Here is a 19,642-nt window from a genome sequence, read left to right on the forward strand (position 1 = left end):
GTCCGCTCAATCGCAGGCGTAGGCGGTCGTCGTCATCAGCGCCAGTTCGGCGCGGCGCGAGTCCAGGCGCGTGTGCTGAACGACGATCGGCACGTCCGATTCGATCAGGCTCGCATAATCGGTGTCGGTCGGGACCGGCTCCGGATCGGCGAGGTCGTTGAAGCGCAGATGCAGCGTGCGACGCGGACCGATCGTGACGCGATACGGGCCCGCCGGCTCGCGGTCGGCGAAGAAGATCGTGATCGTCACCTGCGCCGGCGCATCGCCGGCGTTGAGCATGCAGGCGGTTTCGTGGCTCGACAGCTGCCGGCTGAGGCGGGCGTCGGGCGGCGGCAGATAGCCTTCGGCGATGACCCAGCGGCGTTTTCCGATCCCGTGCATCGAAGTCTCCGGATTGGACGTACATGAAACGGGGCAGGGCGCGACGGGCGATTGCTCGCCGGACTGCCGGCCTCGCAGCGGCTGGCGGTGCGGACCGGCGCGGCCGCTTCGTCACGATGCGGGCGCAGGCTGCGCCGGCGCCTGTCCGCGTGGCGATCTGCCGGCGCGCGGCGAGCGCCGCTGCCGCGATGCCGACGGCGCTGCATGGCCGGTACGGTGCGGCCGGCCCGCCGGCGATCGTAGCGCGCCGCGCGGCGTTGCGGCGAGCGGACGGCACGCCGCTCGGCCGGCCCGCACCGGTGGCCGCCGCTGCGCGTCGTGGACCGCATCGACGATCGCCGGCATCGGGGCCGGCAGGCGACGCGCGCGGCGTGGCGCGCTACCCTTCGCGCTTTCTCCGAGCCCTTTTTGTCATGACCGAACCGTTTCCCGACCGCCTCAGCGTCGATCCGCGCAGCCCGTTCCACGATGCCGCTCTGCTCGAACGCCCGATCGGCATCCGCTTCAACGGACGCGAGCGTCACGACGTCGAGGAGTACTGCATCAGCGAAGGCTGGATCCGCGTGGCCGCCGGCCGCGCATTGGATCGGCGCGGTCGGCCGATGACGGTCAAGCTCAAGGGCGCGGTCGAACCGTTCTTCGTCGGCCCGGATGCCGAGACCGCGCCCGCGGACTGAGTAACCGTCTTCCGAGTCAAGCCCTGTGAAGTGAATAGTCCCAAGGCGTGCTGCTCCTGATCATGGCATTGAGCATGGTCAGGAGCTTGCGCATGCAAGCGACCAAGGCGACCTTGGCGCTTGCCGGCGGCGATCAGTCGCTCGTAGAACGCTTTGACAGCCGGGTTGCGGCGGCAGGCAGTCAGCGCGGCCATGCACAGGACGCGGCGTACATCGAAACGACCGCCATGGATGCGGCCCGCGCCGGCCGACCGGATCTTCGCCGACGCGTTCGACTAGACGCGGACATGTGCCCGGGCCGGCGCGGCGGGCGGCCGGCCCGGACGTGACGGGTCAGGCGGCGCCGAGATAGTCCAGCTTGCCGATCGGCACGCCGACCTGCCGCAGGATCGCGTGCGCGGTCGCGAGATGGAAGTAGAAGTTCGGCAGCGCGAATTCGAGCACGTAGCTTTCGCCGTCGAAGCCGCGGCTGAGCGGGCCGAACGTCAGCGTGATCGCGCGTGCGGCGCCGGCGTCGACCGCGGTCGGGTCGGCCGACTCGACGTAGGCGATCGTCTTGACGAGGCGTTCGCGCAGCTCCTCCAGCGTGGTTTCCTGGTCCGCGAAGCGCGGCGGATCGGCCCCGAGCAGGCGTGCGATCGCGTTCTTCGAAGTGTCGCTGGCGCGCTGGATCTGGCCGGCCAGCGGCAGCATGTCCGGGGCGAGCCGCGCCGCGGCCAGCGCATCGGGATCGGTTCCGTTCGCGCGCGCGTAGGCCGCGGCGTGGTCGAGGTAGCGCGTCAGCGTGCGCAGGCCGCGCAGATAGGCAGGGACGGTGAGGCGATGCAGGGACAGGGTCATCGGCGTTCCGGTGGGGAAGAGGATCGGCGTGCCGGAAAGCGCCGCCGCGTTGGCCTGCTGTCGCGGCGCATGCGGGGGATTTCAAGGGCGGTCGGTGTCCGTCGCCCCCAGGCGGCGACGTGGCCGCCCTGCCGCTTCGCTCCAGCCGCGGCTGGCGAATCGATCCATCGGCGGTATGCGGCGCCCGCCGCGGCGAACCGTGCACGGTCGGCACCCGCCGCCCACGCCTGCGGCCTATCATCGGCACTGGCCGCTCCGCGCCGCTCGTGTATCGCCGTCCATGGTTCGATCGCTTCCGCTCCCGTTCGCCCTGTTGCTGTCGGCCGGCCTGCTCGGGGCGCCGCCCGGGACCGGCGAGGCGCACGCCGCGGCACCGAACCGGCCGGCGCCCGACTATGCGGAACCGGGCCGGCGCGTGGACATCGGCGGCCGCAGCCTCAACCTGCGCTGCAGCGGCGAGGGTGCGCCGACGGTCGTGCTCGAGGCCGGCTTCGGTGCCGACGCAATGGCCTGGTGGCGGGTACAGCCGATGATCGCGGCGCGCCAGCGCGTCTGCGCCTACGACCGCGCCGGTTACGGTTTCAGCGATCCGGGACCGATGCCGCGCGGGGTCGACGCCGAAGTGGCCGACCTGCATGCGCTGATCGAGGCGGCCGGCATCGCCACGCCGGTGATCCTGGTCGGCCATTCGTTCGGCAGCAACATCGTGCGCCGCTACGATCAGCGTCACGGCGGTGAGGTGGCCGCCCTGGTGCTGGTCGAGCCGCCGCCGCAGCACATCGGCGAGTTCTCGCCGGCGTACCAGAAGCAGGAGATGGACGCGATGCCGCAGGCACTGGAGATGCTCAAGCGCTGCGAGCGCGGCGCGCAGGACGGTGCATTGGCACGGCCGACCGGCGATCTGCGTGCTTGTCTGCGGCCGCCCGATCCGCGCTTCGGCCAGCGCATCAACGATGCGCTGCGCGCGAACCAGTCCAAGCCGGCGTTCTGGCAGACGCTGGTGTCCGGGTCGGAGGCGAAGGCCGCGCTGTTCGCCGAGCCGGTCGATCCGGCCGAGCGGCACGGCGACAAGCCGCTGCTGGTGCTGACCGCGCGCCATGCCTACGCCGCCGCGCCGCTGAACGGGCGCCGCGCGCTGGAAGCGGCGCAGCTCAAGACCCACGAGACGCTTGCGCAGACCTCCTCGCGCGGACGGCGCGTGACGGTCAACCGCGCCTCGCACGACGTTCCCGAGGACCGGCCCGACGCGATCGCCGATGCCGTGGCGGCCGTCATCGAGCAGCTCGGTGCGGCGACTCGCTGACGCGCCGCATCGGCGCATTCACTGCCGGTTGGCGGCCGTCTGCTAGTACCGGAACCTCACGTGGGTCGATTGACCGCAGGAGGCCACCATGCCGGAGAAGAAGACCACGGCGCGTGCCAAGCGCGCCAAGCGGGAGGGCAAGTCGCCGAGCACGCAGGCCGGCGCTTATGTGCACGAGGAGATCGAGCACGTCCGCGAAGGCAAGCACGGCGCGAAATCGACGAAGCAGGCGATCGCGATCGGCCTCTCGAAGGCGCGCCGTGCCGGCGTGAAAGTCGGTACGCCGAAGAAGGCGTCGGCATCGACGCGCCGCAAGGCCAAGCAGGACAGCGCCAAGGGCAAGCAGGGCTCGGCCGCCAAGAAGACCTCGCAGACGCGTTCGCGTGCGACCAAGCGCGCGCTCAAGAAGGCGCCGACGCGCGCGGCCAGTTCGTCGGCGCTGTCGCGCCAGGCCCAGAGCGCCGCGAAGAAGCGGACGGCGGCCAGTCGCTCGACGGCAGCGAAGAAGGCGGCGCGGACCAAGGGCGCCGCAGGCCGTTCGGCAGCCGCGAAGAAGGCGGCACGTACGCGCAAGCGCGCGGCGTGAATCGCCGCTCGCCCGGCCGCCGCCGGCGAGCGGCGGCCGGGCCCGGACGCCGGCGCGCGAATCGCGATGCATCGGCCGGGTTGAATCCCACGCGTCGGTGAGCAGGCATCTGCGCGATCGTATGCGCATGCCGCCTGGCGTCTGCGAGCTCGCCTCGGCGGATCCGTGGCAGTGGTGCCGCTGCGCACGTCTGAAGTTTTCAGTGCCTGCGCAGACAGAGGTTGATACATGCCGCCGCAGCGCGCCAGCGCCGTATCGGTTCCTGGAACGCGCGCCGCGCGCGCCCATACCGGAATTGAACGCTGCGGCACCGCGTGTCCAGCCGCGCGGTGGAGCCCGCGATCGGCGCGGCCGGCATTCATCGTCGGTCGGCGACGCTAGCGCCATGACCGCACGCGTGAATCGGCCCCGTCGCTTGGGCTCCGACGATTCCGAACGCACACTCACCCAGGCCGACGAGGCGCTTGCGGCACGCGAGGCCGGACTGGTCCACGTCCGCGACGGTACGCCGGGCTTTCGGCGCCGCCGCGCCGGCAAGGGTTTCGTCTATGTCGACGCCGACGGCCGCCGCGTCCGCGACGCGGATGCGCTGGCGCGCATCCGCAAGCTCGCGGTGCCGCCGGCGTATACCGAGGTCTGGATCTGCCGCGATCCGCGCGGTCATCTGCAGGCGACCGGACGCGATGCGCGGCGGCGCAAGCAGTACCGTTATCACCCGCGCTGGCGGCTGGTGCGCGACCGCAGCAAGTTCGGCCGCCTCGCCGCGTTCGGCCTCGCGCTGCCGAAGCTGCGGCGCCGGCTGCGCCGCGATCTCGCACAGCCGGGCCTGCCGCGCGAGAAGGTGCTCGCCGTCGTCGTCTCGCTGCTTGCCGACACGCTGGCGCGCGTCGGCAACGAGACCTATGCGCGCGAGAACCGCTCGTTCGGTCTGACCACGCTGCGCAACCGCCACGTCGCGACCCTGCGCGGCGGACGGCTGGTGCTGCGCTTTCGCGGCAAGAGCGGGCTCGCGCACGACGTGGTCGTCGACGACGCGCGGCTGACGCGCATCGTCGCGCGCTGCCATCAGCTGCCGGGTCAGCAGCTGTTCCAGTACCTCGACGAGGACGGCCACTGCCAGCCGATCGACTCGGGCCAGGTCAATGCCTATCTGCGCGAGGCGACCGGCGCCGAGTTCACCGCGAAGGATTTTCGCACCTGGGGCGGCACGCTGGCGGCGACGGCGCTGCTGGCGCGCACGCCGCTGCCCGAGCCGGGCAGCGAGCGCGCGCTCGCCGCCGTCGAAGCGGCGGTCGTACGTGAAGTCGCCGCGGTCCTGCGCAACACACCGGCGGTCTGCCGCAAGTCCTACGTCGATCCGCGCGTGTTTGAGGCCTGGCGCAGCGGCCGCCTGCACCGGCTTGCCGGCGCGCAGGCCCTGCGCGGACCGCGTCAGCTCGAGACGCTGCTGGTGAGGCTGCTGGCTCGGCGCGGCCGCCGGGCCTGACGCGGCGGCGGCGGGGACCGCTCGACGCGCCAATGGACGGCGTCGAGTGTCGCCGCGGCATGCGTCCGGGTCCGGGCGCGCATCGCGGCTCGACACCGGCTTGGCGAACGCGTTCGCTTCGGGTTTCGATCCGGCCGGCGCGAACGGCTAGCGCGTCTGCACGCGTGCGCATCGCCGCGCGGGCGATGTGGCGCGGCGCCCGCATATCCGCAGTGCCGGTGTCTGCGCCGCTACTGGCCGCGCAAGGCAGGCGGGCCTTCCGGGCCGGGCCGAAGCGTGTTGCGGCGCAGCGGGCCGGCCACTACACTGCGCCCCGCTTTGGGTGTCCCGCAGATGCGGGATGAAACGGGAAACCGGTGCGCACGTCGCGACGCGACGCGCAATTCCGGTACTGCCCCCGCAACGGTAAGCAAGTCAAAGCGGTCCACAGGCCACTGCGCACAGCGGGAAGGCGGACCGATCGATGCATCGCGCATCGCTTGCGAGTCCGGAGACCGGCCCGATGCGGGACGCGATGCGTCCCCGGCTCCAGCGTTGCGGCGGGCAACGGGCGGGCTCGGGCGCACCCGTGCGTCCGGCTTGTCCTCGCCGCGTCCGCGCGCTGGCTTTTTGCATCTGCGCGTTGCGGGAGGAATCACCGATGCTGCGTATCACCCCCTTGTCGCTGGCCGTGCTGGCCGGCCTCTCCGGTCCTGCCCGGGCCGAACTGGAAACCCAACCCGAAGTCGTCGTGACCGCCTCGCGCGTCGCGCGGACGGTCGACACCACGCTGGCCGACGTCAGCGTGATCACGCGCGAGGAGATCGACGCCAGCGTCGCCCGCGACCTCAGCGACCTGCTGCGCCTGGAAACCGGCGTCGACATCGCGCGCACCGGTGGTCCGGGCAGCCAGACCTCGGTCTTCCTGCGCGGCACGAACAACAACCACGTGCTGGTGCTGATCGACGGGGTGCGCGTGGCCGCCCTCGGCACCGGTGCCTTCACCTGGGAGACGATGCCGCTGGCCGCGATCGACCGCATCGAGATCGTGCGCGGTCCGCGCGCGAGCTATTGGGGATCGGACGCGATCGGTGGCGTCGTGCAGATCTTCACGCGCAAGCTCGAGGCGCCGCGCGTGGCACTCGGCTACGGCACCTACGGTGACGCCAACGCATCGGTCGGCATCGGCGATCGCGGCGATCGCGGCGGTTACAGCGTGCAGGTCGGCGCGCGCGACTACGACGGCTTCCCGAGCCAGAACCGCGACGGCTTCTCCTACGAGCCGAAGGATCATGGCCTGGAGAACCAGCACCTGACCGCGCAGGGCGATCTGCGCTTCGGCACCCAGACGCTCGCCGGCGTCGTGCTGCGCAGCCAGGGCGAGGTCGAGTTCGCCGGCGGCAAGTCCGACTTCACCGAGCAGGCGCTGAACCTGTCGCTGGCCGGTGCGCTCGGCACGAACTGGACCCACACGCTGAGCGCCGGTTCGGCGCGCGAAGACTACGAGACGCCGGCGTATTTCGCGCTGTACCGCACGCGGCGCGAGACGGTGGGCTGGCAGCACACGTTCACGCCGAGCGACACCCAGACCGTGGTCGCCGGCATCGACTACGTGCACGAGAAGGGCGAGAACCGCGATACCTTCAGCGGCCTGCCGAACTACGACGAAAGCCGCAACAATACCGGCCTCTACGCGGGCTGGCAGGGCGGCTTCGGCGCGCTCGATGCCGAGGCCTCGGCGCGGCACGACGACAACAGTGTGTTCGGCACGGCGACGACCGGCTCGGCGGCGCTCGGCTGGCGCTTCAGCGACGCACTGCGCGCATACGTCAGCTACGGACAGGGCTTTCGCGCACCGACCTTGAACGAGCAGTACTCGCCGGGCTTCGGCGGGCTGTATGCCGGCAATCCCGATCTCGATCCGGAGAAGTCGCGCAGCGCCGAGGCCGGCCTGGAGTTCACGCTGGCCCCGGCGCATCGCCTCAAGGCCAATCTGTACTCGACCCGGGTGCGCGACCTGATCAGCTTCACCGGCCCGGACTTCCAGGCCGAGAACGTGGCGCACGCCAAGATCGAAGGCAGCGAGCTGTCCTACGACGGCCGCGTCGGCGACTGGTACCTGCAGGCCGGCTACACTTGGCAGGATGCGCGCGACGAGGACACCGACACGCGCCTGCTGCGTCGCGCCAAGCAGAAATTCACGGGACGGCTCGAGCACGCATTCGGCGCGCGCGCGAAAGCCGGCGTCGAAGTGCTCTACGCCGGTCCTCGCGACGACGTCGGCGGCCTGCGGCTCGGTTCGTACACGCTGCTGAACCTGCGCGGCTCGTTCGCGCTGTCGCCGTCCTGGAGCCTGGCCGCGCGCATCGAGAACCTGACCGACCGCGACTACGAGCTGGTCCACGGCTACAACACGCCGGGCCGTTCCGGCTTCGTCGAGGTGATCTGGCAGCCGCAGCGCTGAGGAGAGCCCGCGAGAGCCGCTGCGGCGCGGCTTTCGCGGAGCCGAGGCCGCGTGCCAGAATGCCCGCCATGAGTCGTCCCTCGCAGTGGCGTGAGGCGGCCCGCGGGCGCGGTCCATGGAGCGGACCGTTCGAGCGCCGATCGCGTCAGTGATCGGCGCTTGCGGTAGGGCGCAGGCGCTGCCTGCGCCGTTCGATCGGGAAACGGGCAGGAGCGTGCTTCCCGACGTCGTGCTTGGGGCATGGATGTGACATGAGGGATTCGCCGCAGGACTTTCCGACGCGCGGGCAGGCAGGGGCGCCGCCGCCGGCGAAGCCGGCCGATCGCCGATCGCTCCCGCGGCGCGCGCAGCTCGCGCTGGAGCGCGTGCTCGCCTCGACCGGCCAGCACATGGGCGACGGCCTGAAGGCGACGCTCGATGCGCTCGGCCAGGCGTTGCAGCACGGCGAGACCGCACGCAGCAACGAGGAACGCAACGCGATCGTCGATACGCTCGGCCTGCTGCGGCGCGAGCAGGCGGCGCTGAGCGCGCGTTTCATGGCCGAGATCGAGTCCGGCCTCGCGATGCTCGGCGCGGACGAGCCGCAGCGCGCCGAGCCCGCGGCACCGGCCGCCGGTGCCGCGCCGCAACTCGGAGAGCTCAGCCTGGTCGATCAGGGCTCGCTCGAAGAGGAGCTCGCGCTGCAGAGCATCGCCACGCGTGGCGAAGTGCGCCACGCCGAGGCGCTGTTCCTGCTCGGCCACCGCTTTGCGGTGCTGGTTGCGCAGCCGATTCTGACGCCGGCTGCGCTGCCGATCGGTCCGGCCCGGCTTGGCGACGCGCTGCGTGCCGCGATCGAGCCGCTCGGTCTGCGCGTCGATCATCGCGTGATGATCTACCGCTTGTTCGACCGCGTCGCGATGGCGCTGGCCGGCGCCTACTACGCCGACGTCAACGAGGGTTTCGTCGAGCAGCGCATTCTGCCGGGCCTGCGGCCGAAGCGGGTCGCGCCGCGGTATGGCGCGGGCGCCAGCGCGAAGCCCGCGACCGAGCCCGACGCCGCGCCAGCAGCGGCGGCCGCGGAAGGTGCGGCCGCGACGCCGGAGCCGGCCGCCGTCCCGCCACAGCCACAGCCACAGCCACAGCCACAGTCGGCGTCGTCTGCGGCGCCGGCCGGTGCCGATGCCGGCGCACCGGCCGATTCGCTGCGCCTGTACACGCATCTGTGCGGCCTGCTCAAGGGAGAGCGGTCGGCACCGGCGCAGGGCGCGAGTGCGGACGGCGTCGCCGACGGCCGTGCCGTGCAGGAGGCGCTGATGCAGCTGCAGTCGCGCATCGCCCGCCAGGCCGGCGGCGATGCGGCGCTCGCGACGCGCGGCGTGACGCATCTCAAGCGCGATCTGGTCGCCCAGCTGCGCCAGATGGGCGAGGCCGGCGGCGCACTCGCGCTGAGCCGCGAGGACGGCGACACGATCGATCTGGTCGGCATGCTGTTCGGCCAGCTGACGCGCAGCGCCGGCCTCGGTACGGCCGCGCAAGGCCTGCTTTCGCAACTGCAGCTGCCGCTGATGCGCGTGGCGCTGGCCGATCCGGCCTTCTTCACGCAAGCCGATCATCCGGCGCGCAAGCTGCTCAACGCGGTCATCGAGGCCGGCGAGCGCTGGATCGACGATGCCGATCCGGATGCGGACCTGCTGCTGCGGCTGCGCCAGGTCGTCAAGCAGGTCGCGCACGGCGACGTCGCCGACCTCGATGCGCTGGAGGATCTGCACAAGGGGCTGTCCGGTCACGTCGGCGTGCTGACGCGCCGCGCCGAGATCGCCGAGCGGCGCCAGATCGAGGCGGCCAAGGGCCGCGAGCGGCTCGAGCTCGCGCGCCAGCGCTCGCGCGCAGCGCTGACGCGCATGATCGAGCGCGCCGATCCGCCGGCACCGCTGCGCGACATGCTCGAGCGGACTTGGGCGCCGGTGCTCGCGCTGACGCTGCTGCGCCAGGGCGAGGACAGTGCCGCGTATCACCGCCGCCTCGCGGTGGCCGATCAGCTGCTGCGCCGGTCCGCCGCCGACGACCGTCCGGTCGACCAGACGCTGCGGCGCGAGGTCGAGGACGGGCTCGGCCAGGTCGGCATGCACGGCGAGGACGTGCACAAGCTCACGCGCGCGCTGTTCGATCCCGCCACCAGCGGCGACGGGGCCGCGGCGGCGACGCTGACCGACATCACCGACAAGCTCGGCGCCTGGGGCCGTGCGCCCGGGAGCGATGCCGCGGGCTCCTCGGCGTCCGCGCCGACGCCGGAGCGCACGCTGCCGCTGCCGCTCAACGCGGCCGAGCAGCAGACGCTCGAACAGATCAAGGGTCTGCCGTTCGGCACCTGGTTCGAGTTCCGGACCAATCAGCAGGGCGATACGGTGCGGCGCAAGCTCGCCTGGTTCTCGACGCTGACCGGCCGCTGCCTGTTCGTCAATCAGCGCGGCCTGCGCACGCACGATTCCACGCTGGAGCAGATCGCGCGCGACATGGCGCGCGGCCAGCTGTGGCCGGTGCCGGGCGAGCGGCGCACATTCGTGGACCGCGCCTGGGACACGATCCAGTCGACGCTGCGGCGCATCGCGCCCGGCGGCGATGCCGCCCAGCTGACGCCGAACTGAGGATTGCGCCGATGAATGCGCATCACGAGAAACGCCGTTCGCCGCGCCGGCGTGCCGAGTCGGTGATCGAGGTGACCGATTCGATCAGCGGACGGCCGGTCGGCCGGGTGGTCGACCTGTCGATCGAGGGCATGATGCTCCTGGTCGACCGGCCGGTCGTCAACGATGCCTTGTACCAGTTCGCGTTCGCGCTGCCGCTGCCGGGCGGCGGCCTGCGGACGATCGAGGTCGGCGTGCACGAGCAGTGGACCGACCGCGCCGACATGCCCGGACACTATTGGGCCGGCTTCCGGATCATCGACATTCTTGCGGAAGACGCCGCCGCGCTCGCGGCCTGGCTCGACGCGCACGCCTAGCGCGACGACCGGCGTCCCGTACCGCCGCGGCACGCGGCAGCACGGGGGCGCGTGCGGGCGGCGGCCCGCCGCGTCGGGGTCCGGCTCAGGCGGCCGGGCGCACCTCGATCGAGCGCGGCTGGCAGGCGCGCAGGAAGAAGTCCACGGTGGCGTGGATGTGCGCGTCGATCTCCTCCTGGCGGATCGGATCGCAGCAGCCGCACAGCATGCGCGCGTGCAGCTCGCCCTTGAGCAGCGCGAAGAACTGCGACGAGGCGCGCTGGACGTCGGCGATCTCCAGTTCGCCGGCCGCGGTGCGCGCCTGCAGGAACTTCTCGAACGCCGCATGGATCAGCTTCGGACCCTGTTCCCAGAACATCTGCGCAAGCTTCGACGAGGCACCGGCGCCGCTGGTCAGCAGACGGTGCAGCGACATGGCCTCGTCGGTCGTGATCAGCGCGAAGAACGCGCGCGCGATCGATTCGAGCTGCTGACGCAGCGGTCCCCGCGCGGCGACCTCGAACAGCTCTTCCGGCAGCTGCTCGTTGCAGCGGGCGCGGATCGCTTCGACGTAGAGCGTTTCCTTGTCGCTGAAGTGGCTGTAGACGGTCAGCTTGGACACGCCGGCGGTGGACGCGATGGCATCCATGCTGGTGCCCTCGAAGCCGTGCTGGGGAAACAGCTGCTTGGCCGCGGCGAGGATCGCCGCGCGCTTCTCGAGGTCCTTGGGGCGGCCGGGACCGCAGGGTTTGGCGATGGCTGTAGTCATTGCTCGGATACTGGACGGACGCGTGATGTTACTTTACTATACCGTTTAGTTCATGAACGAAGATGGCGGTTTGGTGCAAGCCGCGGGAGATGGTAGCGGTCTGCGCCGTTCCTGTCGCGCCGGCAGACGGCGCAGCTGCACGCTTCGATCCTTCATTTCACTCATCTCTCCCCGCGCTGCCCTCCCTCCCTCCCGCCCTGGGCAGCGCGGCGGAGGGATTCCTTATATGAGGACGATCGGTTCCATGCGCAACGACTACGACAGCGACTCGTTCCGGGCGACGATGCCCGATGGGCCGGATCCGGACTGGGCTTCGTTGGCGATGGCCGCCCCGGCAGTGCCGGTTCGTCCGTCCTGCCAGAGCGGTGGGCATCTGCGCCAGCGCCGGTTGGCCGCGGCGCCGCGTCACGCGCCGGTTGCGCAGACGGCGGTCCCCGACGTCCGCCGCCGACCCGAGTGGGCGCTGCCGTATGCGCAGCGCGCCGCCGCGCAGCTGATCGACGGCGTTCGTGCCGGATTGGCATCGGTGCCCACCGACGCGCGCGCGCTGCGCCGGATAGTGTCCGCACTGTCCGCGGACGGTCGGCGCACGCTCGCACGCTGGTGGGCGCTGCAGGTGGCGACGCTCGGGGATGCGCCGTTCGGCGGCCGCGCACTCGCCGCGCTGACCCGTATCGACCTGGCGCTGGCGGCGCAGGTCCGCCGCCAGTTGCCGCGGGTGCGCGCGGAACTGGCCGACGCGCCGAACGCCTACGCTACGGCCGACGTGGCTTGATATCGGCACCGGCGCGCACATCTGCGGCTGACACCGCCGCGCACGCGTCCGACCCGCGCTCGATCGGTTCGCGACGCCGTTTCGCGGCGCGGTGACTTCCGGCACTTCGAGCGATTCGATGCGTGAAGCGATGGTTCGGCACGAGGTTTGCTTTGGCACTGCCTGCTATGCTTTCGGGCTGTTGCCGGACGATGGCCCGGTCCGGTCGCCGAGCGGCGTGCGAGCGCGCGGCGGCGACGCGGCAGGACTCGATCGACCGGCGTCCCGAACCTCTTGAGATGGAATCAACGCAATGAGCGCCGACATCGAGCTTGCCCGGACCAACATGGTCGAGAACCAGGTCAGAACCTGGGACGTGCTGGATCTGCGCGTACTGGACGTGCTCGGGCGCGTGCGCCGCGAGGACTTCGTACCGCTGCGCTACCGGACGATGGCGTTTGCCGATATGAGCCTGCCGATCGGCCATGACGAGGTCATGATGAAGCCGGTCGTGGAGGGACGCCTGCTGCAGGCGGTCGAGCCGCAGCCGCACGAGCACGTGCTCGAGATCGGTACCGGATCGGGCTTCGTGACGGCATGCCTGGCCGCGCTGGCGGGGCAGGTGGTCAGCGTCGAGCAGCATGCGGACCTCTCCGATGCAGCCGCCGCGCGGCTCGATGCGGCCGGCGCGCGCAACGTCAGGCTCGCCGTGGCCGATGCGATGCGCGGCTACGAGCCCGACGGCAGTTTCGACGCCGTCGTCGTCACCGGGGCGGTCTACACGATTCCCGACCGGTTCCGCGCCTGGGTCAAGCCCGGCGGCCGCCTGTTCGCGATCGTCGGCGAATCGCCGGCGATGCAGGCGGTCCTGCTGACGCGGCTGGACGCCGATCGCTGGAACGAGGAAAGCCTGTTCGAAACGGACGTTCCGTATCTCACCCACGCGGCACCGCCGCGCCGCTTCACGCTCTGAAGCGGCGCGCGGCGCGCGACTCGATTCCCCCAGGAAGACCCACCGATGACCCTGCGCATTCGACCCCTGACGCTTTCCCTGTTTGCCGCACTGGTCGCGGCCGCGCCGCTGGCGCATGCCGACGACCTCGTGCAGATCTACCACGAGGCGCGTGGTTCCGATCCGCAGCTGGCCGGCGCCGAAGCCACCAAGCTGGCGACCGACGAGAACGTCGACCAGGCGCGCGCGGCCCTGCTGCCGCAGCTCAACGGCACCTACGGCTACCGCCGCCAGCATTCCAATTCGCGCGGTCCGGAGCTCGCCTACGACGCGGCCGGCAATCCGATCATCGTGCAGACCTCCTCCTCGGGCACGACGTTCTCGCGCAGTTGGGGCGGCACGCTCGATCAGAGCATCCTCGACCTCAGCCGCTGGACCGCGCTGAAGGCGACCAAGGCGCAGGCGCAGGCCGGCAGCGCGACGCTCGAAGCCGCGCAGCAGGAGCTCTTGATCCGCGTCGCCAATGCCTACTTCGCGGTGCTGACGGCCGAAGATGCGTTGAAGTTCGCGCAGTCCAACGAGGCGGCGCTGAACCGCCAGATGGAACAGGCGCAGCAGCGCTTCGACGTCGGCCTGTCGGCGATCACCGACGTCAACGACGCCAAGGCGCAGCACGACACCGCGGTGTCCAACGTGATCGCCGCGCAGAACACGCTCGACGACAATCGCGAGGCGCTGCGCCAGCTGACCGGCAAGCCGGCCGGCGACCTCAAGAAACTGCGCGAGAATCTGCCGCTCGATCGGCCCAATCCCGAGAATCCGGAGGCCTGGGTCGACGTCGCGCTCAAGGAGAATCCGACGCTGAGCTCGTTCGCGTATCAGGTCGATGCGGCCAACGCGAACATCAACACCGCGCGCGCCGGCCATCTGCCGACGCTGAGCGGGCAGGTCAGCTATCTGAAGTCGCCGACCTGGGCCGACCGCATGCAGCCCGACGGCAGCAATCTGCACACCAACGGCGAATCGTGGAACACCACGGTCGGCGTGACGCTCAACGTGCCGCTGTTCGCCGGCGGCGCGACCCAGTCGCGCGTGCGCCAGCAGATCTACAACCGCGACTACGCGCAGGACCAGTTCGAAGTGCAGCGCCGCCTGGTCGAGCGCAACACGCGCAACGGCTACCGCGCGGTCATCGCCGGCGCCGCGCAGGTCGAGGCGACGCGTCAGGCGGTGATCTCGGCACAGAGCTCGCTCGACGCGACCCAGGCCGGCTACGAGGTCGGTACGCGTACGATCGTCGACGTGCTGATCAGCCAGCAGCAGCTGCTGTCGGCGCAGAGCAACTACTCGCAGGCGCGCCACGGCTTCGTGCTCGACGGCCTGCTGCTCAAGCAGTCCGCCGGCATCATCGACGTGTCCGACCTCGAGGCGGTCAACGCGCTGCTGGAGTGATTCAGCGCGCCGCGTCCGGCTCGATCCGGCCGGACGCGGGCTCGCGCTCGGCGAGCATCGTCTCGATGATCGCCATCGTCCGCTTGACCGCGCCGCGCTCGCGCTCCATCGCCGCATAGGCGGCGGCACCCATCGAACGGCGTTCGTCCTCGTGCGCGAGCAGGCGCACGATCGCCGGACCCAGCGCATCGGCCGATTCCACGCGCAGCGCGGCGCCGTCGTCGATCAGGCCCTCGGTGACCTCGGCGAAGTTGAACGTGTGCGGGCCGACGATCACCGGCTTGGATAGCGCCGCCGCCTCGAGCAGGTTGTGGCCGCCGATCGGCACCAGGCTGCCGCCGACGAAGGCGACGTCGGCCGCCGCGTAGCAGCGCAGCAGCTCGCCCATCGTGTCGACGACGAAGCACTGCGCGCTCGGGTCGGCCTGGCCGTTCTCGCTGCGTGTGGCGGTCGTGAAGCCGAGCGAGCGGCAGGCGGCCGCGACCGGCTTGAAGCGCTCCGGATGGCGCGGCGCGATCAGCAGCAGCGCGTCAGGGAAGCGGCGCAGCACGATCGTGTGCGCCTCGAGCACGGCCATCTCCTCGCCTTCGTGCGTGCTGGCCGCGATCCACACTGGTCGCTCCGGTCCCCAGTGGCGGCGGAACGCCGCGCCCTGTTCCTGCGCGCCGGCCGGCACCGTCATGTCGAACTTCAGATTGCCCACCACCGCCAGGCGCTGCGGCGAGGCGCCGAGCTGGCGCAGCCGCTCGGCGTCGGTGGCCGACTGCGCCGCGATGAAGCGCGCGTGGCGGATCGCGCTGCGCACCAGGGCGCGGATCGGTCCGTAGCCGCGCAGGCTGCGCGCCGACAGGCGCGCGTTGGCGATCACGATCGGAATGCCGTGGTCCTTGCAGGTCATGAACAGGTTCGGCCAGATCTCGGTCTCCATGATCACGATGATGCGCGGCCGCACGCGCTCGAGAAAGCGCTCGATCGAGGCGGTCAGGTCGTAGGGCAGGTAGACGTGGAAGACGCGATCGCCGAACAGGTTCTGCACGCGCTCGGAGCCGGTCGGCGTGACCGTCGTGATCACGAAGCGGGTGTCGGCGTAACGGCGCATCAGCGCCTCGATCAGCGGCACCGCGGCGTTGACCTCGCCGACCGACACCGCGTGGATCCAGATGCTGTCGCGGATGCCCGGGTCCGGAAAGAAGCCGAAGCGCTCGCGCCAGCGCTCGAAGTAGTACGGATAGCGCAGGCCGCGCGCCGCCAGCCGGTACAGGATCACCGGCGTCAGCAGGTACATCGTGAGCGTGTAGAAGAAGCGTTGCACGGGTCGGAGGCGTTCGGCGGACGGCGAGTATATCGGCTGCCGGCCCTTCGCCGCGGCCTGCGCAAGGCGCGTCGCGCCACACGCGGACGGTACCGCGACCGTCTGCGCCCGCTATCCGCCGTGGCGCGCGGCGGCGATAATCGCCGCGGATGACTGCCGCTTCCCAATCTCCGCCGTCGCTGGCCCATCCGCGCCACTGGCTGTCCTGGCTCGGCGTCGCCGCGATCTGGCTGCTGGCGCGTCTGCCGTACCGGATCCTGCTCGCGCTCGGCGGCGCGGCCGGCTATCTGGCCGCGCGTACGCTGCGCTCGCGGCGGCGGGTCGCCGAGCGCAATCTGGCGATCTGCTTTCCGGAGCTGAGCGAGCAGGCGCGCGCGGACCTGCTCGAGGAGAACCTGCGCGACAGCGGCCGCATGCTGGCCGAGTTCACGCTGGCCTGGATGGGCACCGATCGTGCGCTGGCACGCGTGCCGATGACGCTGGACGGTCTGGAGCATCTGGAGGCTGCGCATCGCGCCGGGCGCGGCGTGCTGCTGGTCGGCGCGCATTTCTCGCATCTGGAGCTGTGCGCGCGGCTGGTCTCGCAGCGGCTGCGCATCGCCGGCATGTATCGCGTCATGGACAACCCGGTGTTCGAGCGCGCCGTGCTGCGCGCGCGCCTGCGCTATGCGGTGACGATGTTCACGAAGGAAGCGATCCGGCAGACCGTGCGCCATCTGCGCGACGGCGGCACGATCTGGTACGCGCCGGATCAGGACATGCGCGGCAAGGACAGCGTCTTCGTGCCGTTCTTCGGCGTGCCGGCCTCGACGATCACCGCCACGCATCATCTGGCGCGGCTCGGCGGCGCGGTCGTGATTCCGTTCTTCCACCGGCGCCTGCCCGGCGGCGGCTACGCCTTGCGCCTGGAAGCGCCGCTCGCGGACTTTCCGAGTGCCGATCCGGTCGCCGACACGGCGCGGATCAATCAGGCGATCGAACGCATGGTGCGCGAGGCGCCGGCGCAGTACCTGTGGATCCACAAGCGCTTCAAGACGCGCCCGCCCGGCGAACCGCCGATCTACTGACGCGGCGCGACCGGCCTGAGGGCCGGCGCGCGGCGCATCTGACGTGGCCGTCCTGGGCGCCCGGTGCCGTCGCGGCAGGGCGGGTCCGGCGTCGCACCTCGTGCAGCGCCGCGCCGGCGCCGCGCAACCGCGTCAGCCGCGATCGCTCCTGCGGACCCAGTCGGCGGCGCCCGCGCCGGCGATGCGGCCGCTCGCGAAGCTCGCGGTCAGCAGATAGCCGCCGGTCGGCGCTTCCCAGTCGATCATCTCGCCGGCGCAGAACGTGCCGGGCAGGGCGGACAGCATCAGGTCTTCGCGCAGCGCATCGAAGCGCACGCCGCCGGCCGTGCTGATCGCCTCGGCGAGCGGGCGCGGCCGCCGCAGCACCAGCGGCAGGTGCTTGATCGTCGCGGCGAGCCGCTGCGGATCGGCCAGCGCCGCTGCGTCCAGGACTTCGCGCAGCAGGCCGGCCTTGACGCCGCCGATGCCGGCCTGCCGGCGCAGCTGCTCGGCGAGCGAGCGGGCGTTGCGCGGTCGCGCGAGATCGCGCGCGAGGCGTTCCTCGCTGCGGCCCGGGGCCAGATCGAGCGCGATGCGCGCCTCGCCGCTCGCGGCCCAGCGCTCGCGCAACGTCGCCGAGATCGCGTAGATCAGGCTGCCCTCGATGCCGTTCGCGGTGACGACGCACTCGCCCTGCAGGCGTTGTTCGGCGCCGTCGTCGTCGTGCCAGAGCACCGCGACCGGCTTGAGCGGCGCGCCGGCGTGGCGCTCGGCGAAATGCGCCGACCAGCCGACGTCGAAGCCGCAGTTGGCCGGCGCGAGATCGGCCGCGACGACGCCGCGCGCGCGCAGCAGCGGCAGCCAGCTGCCGTCGGAGCCGAGCACCGGCCAGCTGCCGCCGCCGAGCGCAAGCACCGTGGCCGCGCTTGACACGGCGACCTCGCCGGCCGACGTCGCGAAGCGCAGCGCGCCGTCGGCGTTCCAGCCGAGCCAGCGATGGTGGACATGGAACGCGACGCCGCCGGCGCGCAGCCGGCGCAGCCAGGCGCGCAGCAGCGGCGCGGCCTTGAGGTCGCTCGGAAAGACGCGCCCGGAGCTGCCGACGAAGGTCTCCACGCCGAGTGCGGTTGCCCAGGCGCGCAGCGCATCGGCGTCGAATGCGTCGAGCCAGCGGCCGACCTCGGCCTGCCGCGCGCCGTAGCGCGCGTCGAAGCGGCCGCGCGGATCGGAGTGGGTCAGGTTGAGTCCGCCCTTGCCGGCCAGCAGGAACTTGCGTCCGACCGAGCCCATGCGCTCGTAGACGTCCACGCGCAGGCCGCGCGCGGCTGCGGTCTCGGCCGCCATCAGGCCGGCGGGACCGCCGCCGACGATCACCACACCGCCACTCATGCGTGGCGCGGAGCCGGCCTCGAGCGAACGCACTCGCTTCGCGTCACGGTCACGAGGCGGTGCCCGGCGGATCCACGCGCAGCAGGCGGCCGTCGTCTTCGTCGGTCAGCAGATACAGCTTGCGGTCCGGTCCCTGGCGCACGTCGCGGATGCGCCATTTGCGATCGCCGAGCAGGCGCTCGTCGCGCACGACGCGGTCGCCGTCGAGCTCGACGCGGATCAGCTCGCGCGTAGCCAGCGCGCCGAGAAACAGGTTGCCGTTCCACGGCGAGCCGGGTTCGCTCAGGAACGCCATGCCGCTCAGGCCCGGCGAGACCTTCCAGTAGTGCTGCGGCTGCTCGAGCCCGTCGGCGGCCTCGCCGCGTGCCTCGGGGATCGGCAGCCCCGAATAGTTGATGCCGTAGGTGATCAGCGGCCAGCCGTAGTTCTTGCCGGGCCGGGGGATGTTGAGCTCGTCGCCGCCGCGCGGGCCGTGCTCGCTGGTCCATAGCGCGCGCGTGAGCGGATGCAGGGCGGCGCCCTGCATGTTGCGGTGGCCGTAGGACCAGATCGCCGGGCGAGCATAGGGGCGGCCGACGAACGGATTGTCCTCCGGCGTGCTGCCGTCGGGGCGGATGCGCACCAGCTTGCCCTGCAGCTTGTCGAGATCCTGCGCCATCGCCCGCTGGTTGTGATCGCCCTGGGTCACGAACAGGAAACCCGCGTCGTCGAACACGAGGCGCGAGCCGAAATGCGCGCCGGACGAAAGCTTCGGCGTCTGCCGGTAGATCACGCTCAGATCGCGCAGGCTCTGGCCGTCCAGGCGGGCGCGTGCGACCGCCGTGCCGGCGCGACCGCCCTCGGCTTCGGCGTAGGAGAGATAGATCCAGCCGTCCTCGGCGAACTTCGGCGAGACCGCGACGTCGAGCAGGCCGCCCTGGCCTTCGGTATAGACCGCCGGCACGCCGGCGATCGGCGCCGATACGGCACCGTCGGCGATCAGGCGCAGACGTCCGGGGCGCTCGGTCACCAGCATGCGGCCGTCCGGCAGAAACGCCAGGCTCCACGGATGCGAGAGACCGGTGACCAGTTCGGTCAGACCGAAGCGGCCCTGTTCGCTGGCGATCGATTCGGTCGCCGCCGCGGCGACCGCACGCGGCGCGCCGGCGGCCTCGGTGGCGGATTCGGCGGCGGCGGGCGCATTGCCGGATGGGCGGGCGCCGCAGCCGGCGAGCGAGAGCAGGGCCAGGGTGATCGCGATGCGCATCGGACGTCTCCTTTCGAACGGTCGGTGGCGATTGTGCACGAAGC

At 71.5% G+C, this 19,642-nt stretch carries 17 protein-coding genes, 1 pseudogene and 1 riboswitch; of the genes and pseudogenes, 11 read left to right on the plus strand and 7 right to left on the minus strand.

What is annotated here, in order from left to right; translation table 11 throughout:
* Nucleotides 1-6: 6 nt before the first annotated feature.
* Entirely contained in the window at nucleotides 7-381 is a 375-nt protein-coding gene (locus VMR06_RS16640) for a sensory rhodopsin transducer (protein ID WP_325378384.1), read from the minus strand.
* Between the two features lie 413 nt (nucleotides 382-794).
* Here VMR06_RS16640 and VMR06_RS16645 point away from each other — a divergent pair, with 413 nt between their 5' ends.
* Nucleotides 795-1,058 (plus strand): DUF3297 family protein, encoded by a 264-nt coding sequence (locus VMR06_RS16645; RefSeq protein ID WP_325378386.1) that lies wholly within the window; start codon nucleotides 795-797, stop codon nucleotides 1,056-1,058.
* Nucleotides 1,059-1,074: 16 nt separating this feature from the next.
* Here VMR06_RS16645 and VMR06_RS16650 read toward each other — a convergent pair.
* Together VMR06_RS16650 and VMR06_RS16655 are read right to left on the minus strand one after the other, a co-directional pair.
* Nucleotides 1,075-1,303: pseudogene (locus tag VMR06_RS16650) on the minus strand (IS110 family transposase); the annotation flags it as partial.
* Nucleotides 1,304-1,391: 88 nt separating this feature from the next.
* Nucleotides 1,392-1,898 carry a DUF1993 domain-containing protein gene (locus VMR06_RS16655; protein ID WP_325378388.1) on the minus strand — a complete coding sequence of 169 codons (507 nt, stop codon included), beginning with the start codon at nucleotides 1,896-1,898 and terminating at the stop codon, nucleotides 1,392-1,394.
* Nucleotides 1,899-2,178: 280 nt separating this feature from the next.
* Here VMR06_RS16655 and VMR06_RS16660 point away from each other — a divergent pair, with 280 nt between their 5' ends.
* The 6 genes from VMR06_RS16660 to VMR06_RS16685 all read left to right on the plus strand — a co-directional run bounded on the left by VMR06_RS16660 (nucleotide 2,179) and on the right by VMR06_RS16685 (nucleotide 10,699).
* Nucleotides 2,179-3,201: an alpha/beta hydrolase gene (locus VMR06_RS16660; protein ID WP_325378390.1), complete on the plus strand. Its 1,023-nt coding sequence runs from the start codon at nucleotides 2,179-2,181 to the stop codon at nucleotides 3,199-3,201.
* A gap of 88 nt (nucleotides 3,202-3,289) precedes the next feature.
* Nucleotides 3,290-3,787 (plus strand): DUF6496 domain-containing protein, encoded by a 498-nt coding sequence (locus tag VMR06_RS16665; RefSeq protein ID WP_325378392.1) that lies wholly within the window; start codon nucleotides 3,290-3,292, stop codon nucleotides 3,785-3,787.
* A gap of 397 nt (nucleotides 3,788-4,184) precedes the next feature.
* Nucleotides 4,185-5,273, plus strand: a complete 1,089-nt coding sequence (locus tag VMR06_RS16670; protein ID WP_414648166.1) for a DNA topoisomerase IB — start codon at nucleotides 4,185-4,187, stop codon at nucleotides 5,271-5,273.
* Nucleotides 5,274-5,576: 303 nt separating this feature from the next.
* Nucleotides 5,577-5,790, plus strand: a riboswitch (cobalamin riboswitch).
* 123 nt (nucleotides 5,791-5,913) lie between these two features.
* Nucleotides 5,914-7,716 carry a TonB-dependent receptor domain-containing protein gene (locus tag VMR06_RS16675; protein ID WP_325378394.1) on the plus strand — a complete coding sequence of 601 codons (1,803 nt, stop codon included), beginning with the start codon at nucleotides 5,914-5,916 and terminating at the stop codon, nucleotides 7,714-7,716.
* Between the two features lie 251 nt (nucleotides 7,717-7,967).
* Nucleotides 7,968-10,343: a DUF1631 family protein gene (locus VMR06_RS16680; RefSeq protein WP_325378398.1), complete on the plus strand. Its 2,376-nt coding sequence runs from the start codon at nucleotides 7,968-7,970 to the stop codon at nucleotides 10,341-10,343.
* Nucleotides 10,344-10,354: 11 nt separating this feature from the next.
* Nucleotides 10,355-10,699 carry a PilZ domain-containing protein gene (locus VMR06_RS16685; protein WP_325378400.1) on the plus strand — a complete coding sequence of 115 codons (345 nt, stop codon included), beginning with the start codon at nucleotides 10,355-10,357 and terminating at the stop codon, nucleotides 10,697-10,699.
* Nucleotides 10,700-10,784: 85 nt separating this feature from the next.
* On the opposite strand, the gene VMR06_RS16690 is transcribed toward VMR06_RS16685, so the two are convergent.
* Nucleotides 10,785-11,447, minus strand: coding sequence for a TetR/AcrR family transcriptional regulator (locus VMR06_RS16690; RefSeq protein ID WP_325378403.1), 663 nt, complete (start codon nucleotides 11,445-11,447; stop codon nucleotides 10,785-10,787).
* Between the two features lie 244 nt (nucleotides 11,448-11,691).
* Between VMR06_RS16690 and VMR06_RS16695 the strand changes: the two genes are divergently transcribed.
* From VMR06_RS16695 to VMR06_RS16705, 3 genes are all read left to right on the plus strand, one after another.
* Nucleotides 11,692-12,222, plus strand: a complete 531-nt coding sequence (locus tag VMR06_RS16695; protein ID WP_325378405.1) for a hypothetical protein — start codon at nucleotides 11,692-11,694, stop codon at nucleotides 12,220-12,222.
* A 292-nt stretch (nucleotides 12,223-12,514) separates the two neighbouring features.
* Nucleotides 12,515-13,174 (plus strand): protein-L-isoaspartate O-methyltransferase, encoded by a 660-nt coding sequence (locus tag VMR06_RS16700; RefSeq protein WP_325378408.1) that lies wholly within the window; start codon nucleotides 12,515-12,517, stop codon nucleotides 13,172-13,174.
* A 45-nt stretch (nucleotides 13,175-13,219) separates the two neighbouring features.
* Nucleotides 13,220-14,605, plus strand: coding sequence for a TolC family outer membrane protein (locus VMR06_RS16705; protein ID WP_325378412.1), 1,386 nt, complete (start codon nucleotides 13,220-13,222; stop codon nucleotides 14,603-14,605).
* Between the two features lies 1 nt (nucleotide 14,606).
* Here the strand turns inward: VMR06_RS16705 and waaA are convergent, their stop codons facing one another.
* Entirely contained in the window at nucleotides 14,607-15,917 is a 1,311-nt protein-coding gene (gene waaA / locus VMR06_RS16710; protein ID WP_325378414.1) for a lipid IV(A) 3-deoxy-D-manno-octulosonic acid transferase, read from the minus strand.
* 149 nt (nucleotides 15,918-16,066) lie between these two features.
* Between waaA and lpxL the strand changes: the two genes are divergently transcribed.
* Complete coding sequence (gene lpxL, locus VMR06_RS16715) at nucleotides 16,067-16,984, plus strand: LpxL/LpxP family Kdo(2)-lipid IV(A) lauroyl/palmitoleoyl acyltransferase (protein WP_325378418.1); 918 nt, start codon at nucleotides 16,067-16,069, stop codon at nucleotides 16,982-16,984.
* Between the two features lie 132 nt (nucleotides 16,985-17,116).
* Here the strand turns inward: lpxL and VMR06_RS16720 are convergent, their stop codons facing one another.
* Both VMR06_RS16720 and VMR06_RS16725 read right to left on the minus strand, forming a co-directional pair.
* Complete coding sequence (locus VMR06_RS16720) at nucleotides 17,117-18,352, minus strand: TIGR03862 family flavoprotein (protein ID WP_325378420.1); 1,236 nt, start codon at nucleotides 18,350-18,352, stop codon at nucleotides 17,117-17,119.
* Between the two features lie 49 nt (nucleotides 18,353-18,401).
* Nucleotides 18,402-19,598: a PQQ-dependent sugar dehydrogenase gene (locus VMR06_RS16725; protein WP_325378422.1), complete on the minus strand. Its 1,197-nt coding sequence runs from the start codon at nucleotides 19,596-19,598 to the stop codon at nucleotides 18,402-18,404.
* Nucleotides 19,599-19,642 lie beyond the last annotated feature (44 nt).

Source organism: Dokdonella sp. (assembly GCF_035511235.1).
GTDB lineage: Bacteria > Pseudomonadota > Gammaproteobacteria > Xanthomonadales > Rhodanobacteraceae > Dokdonella.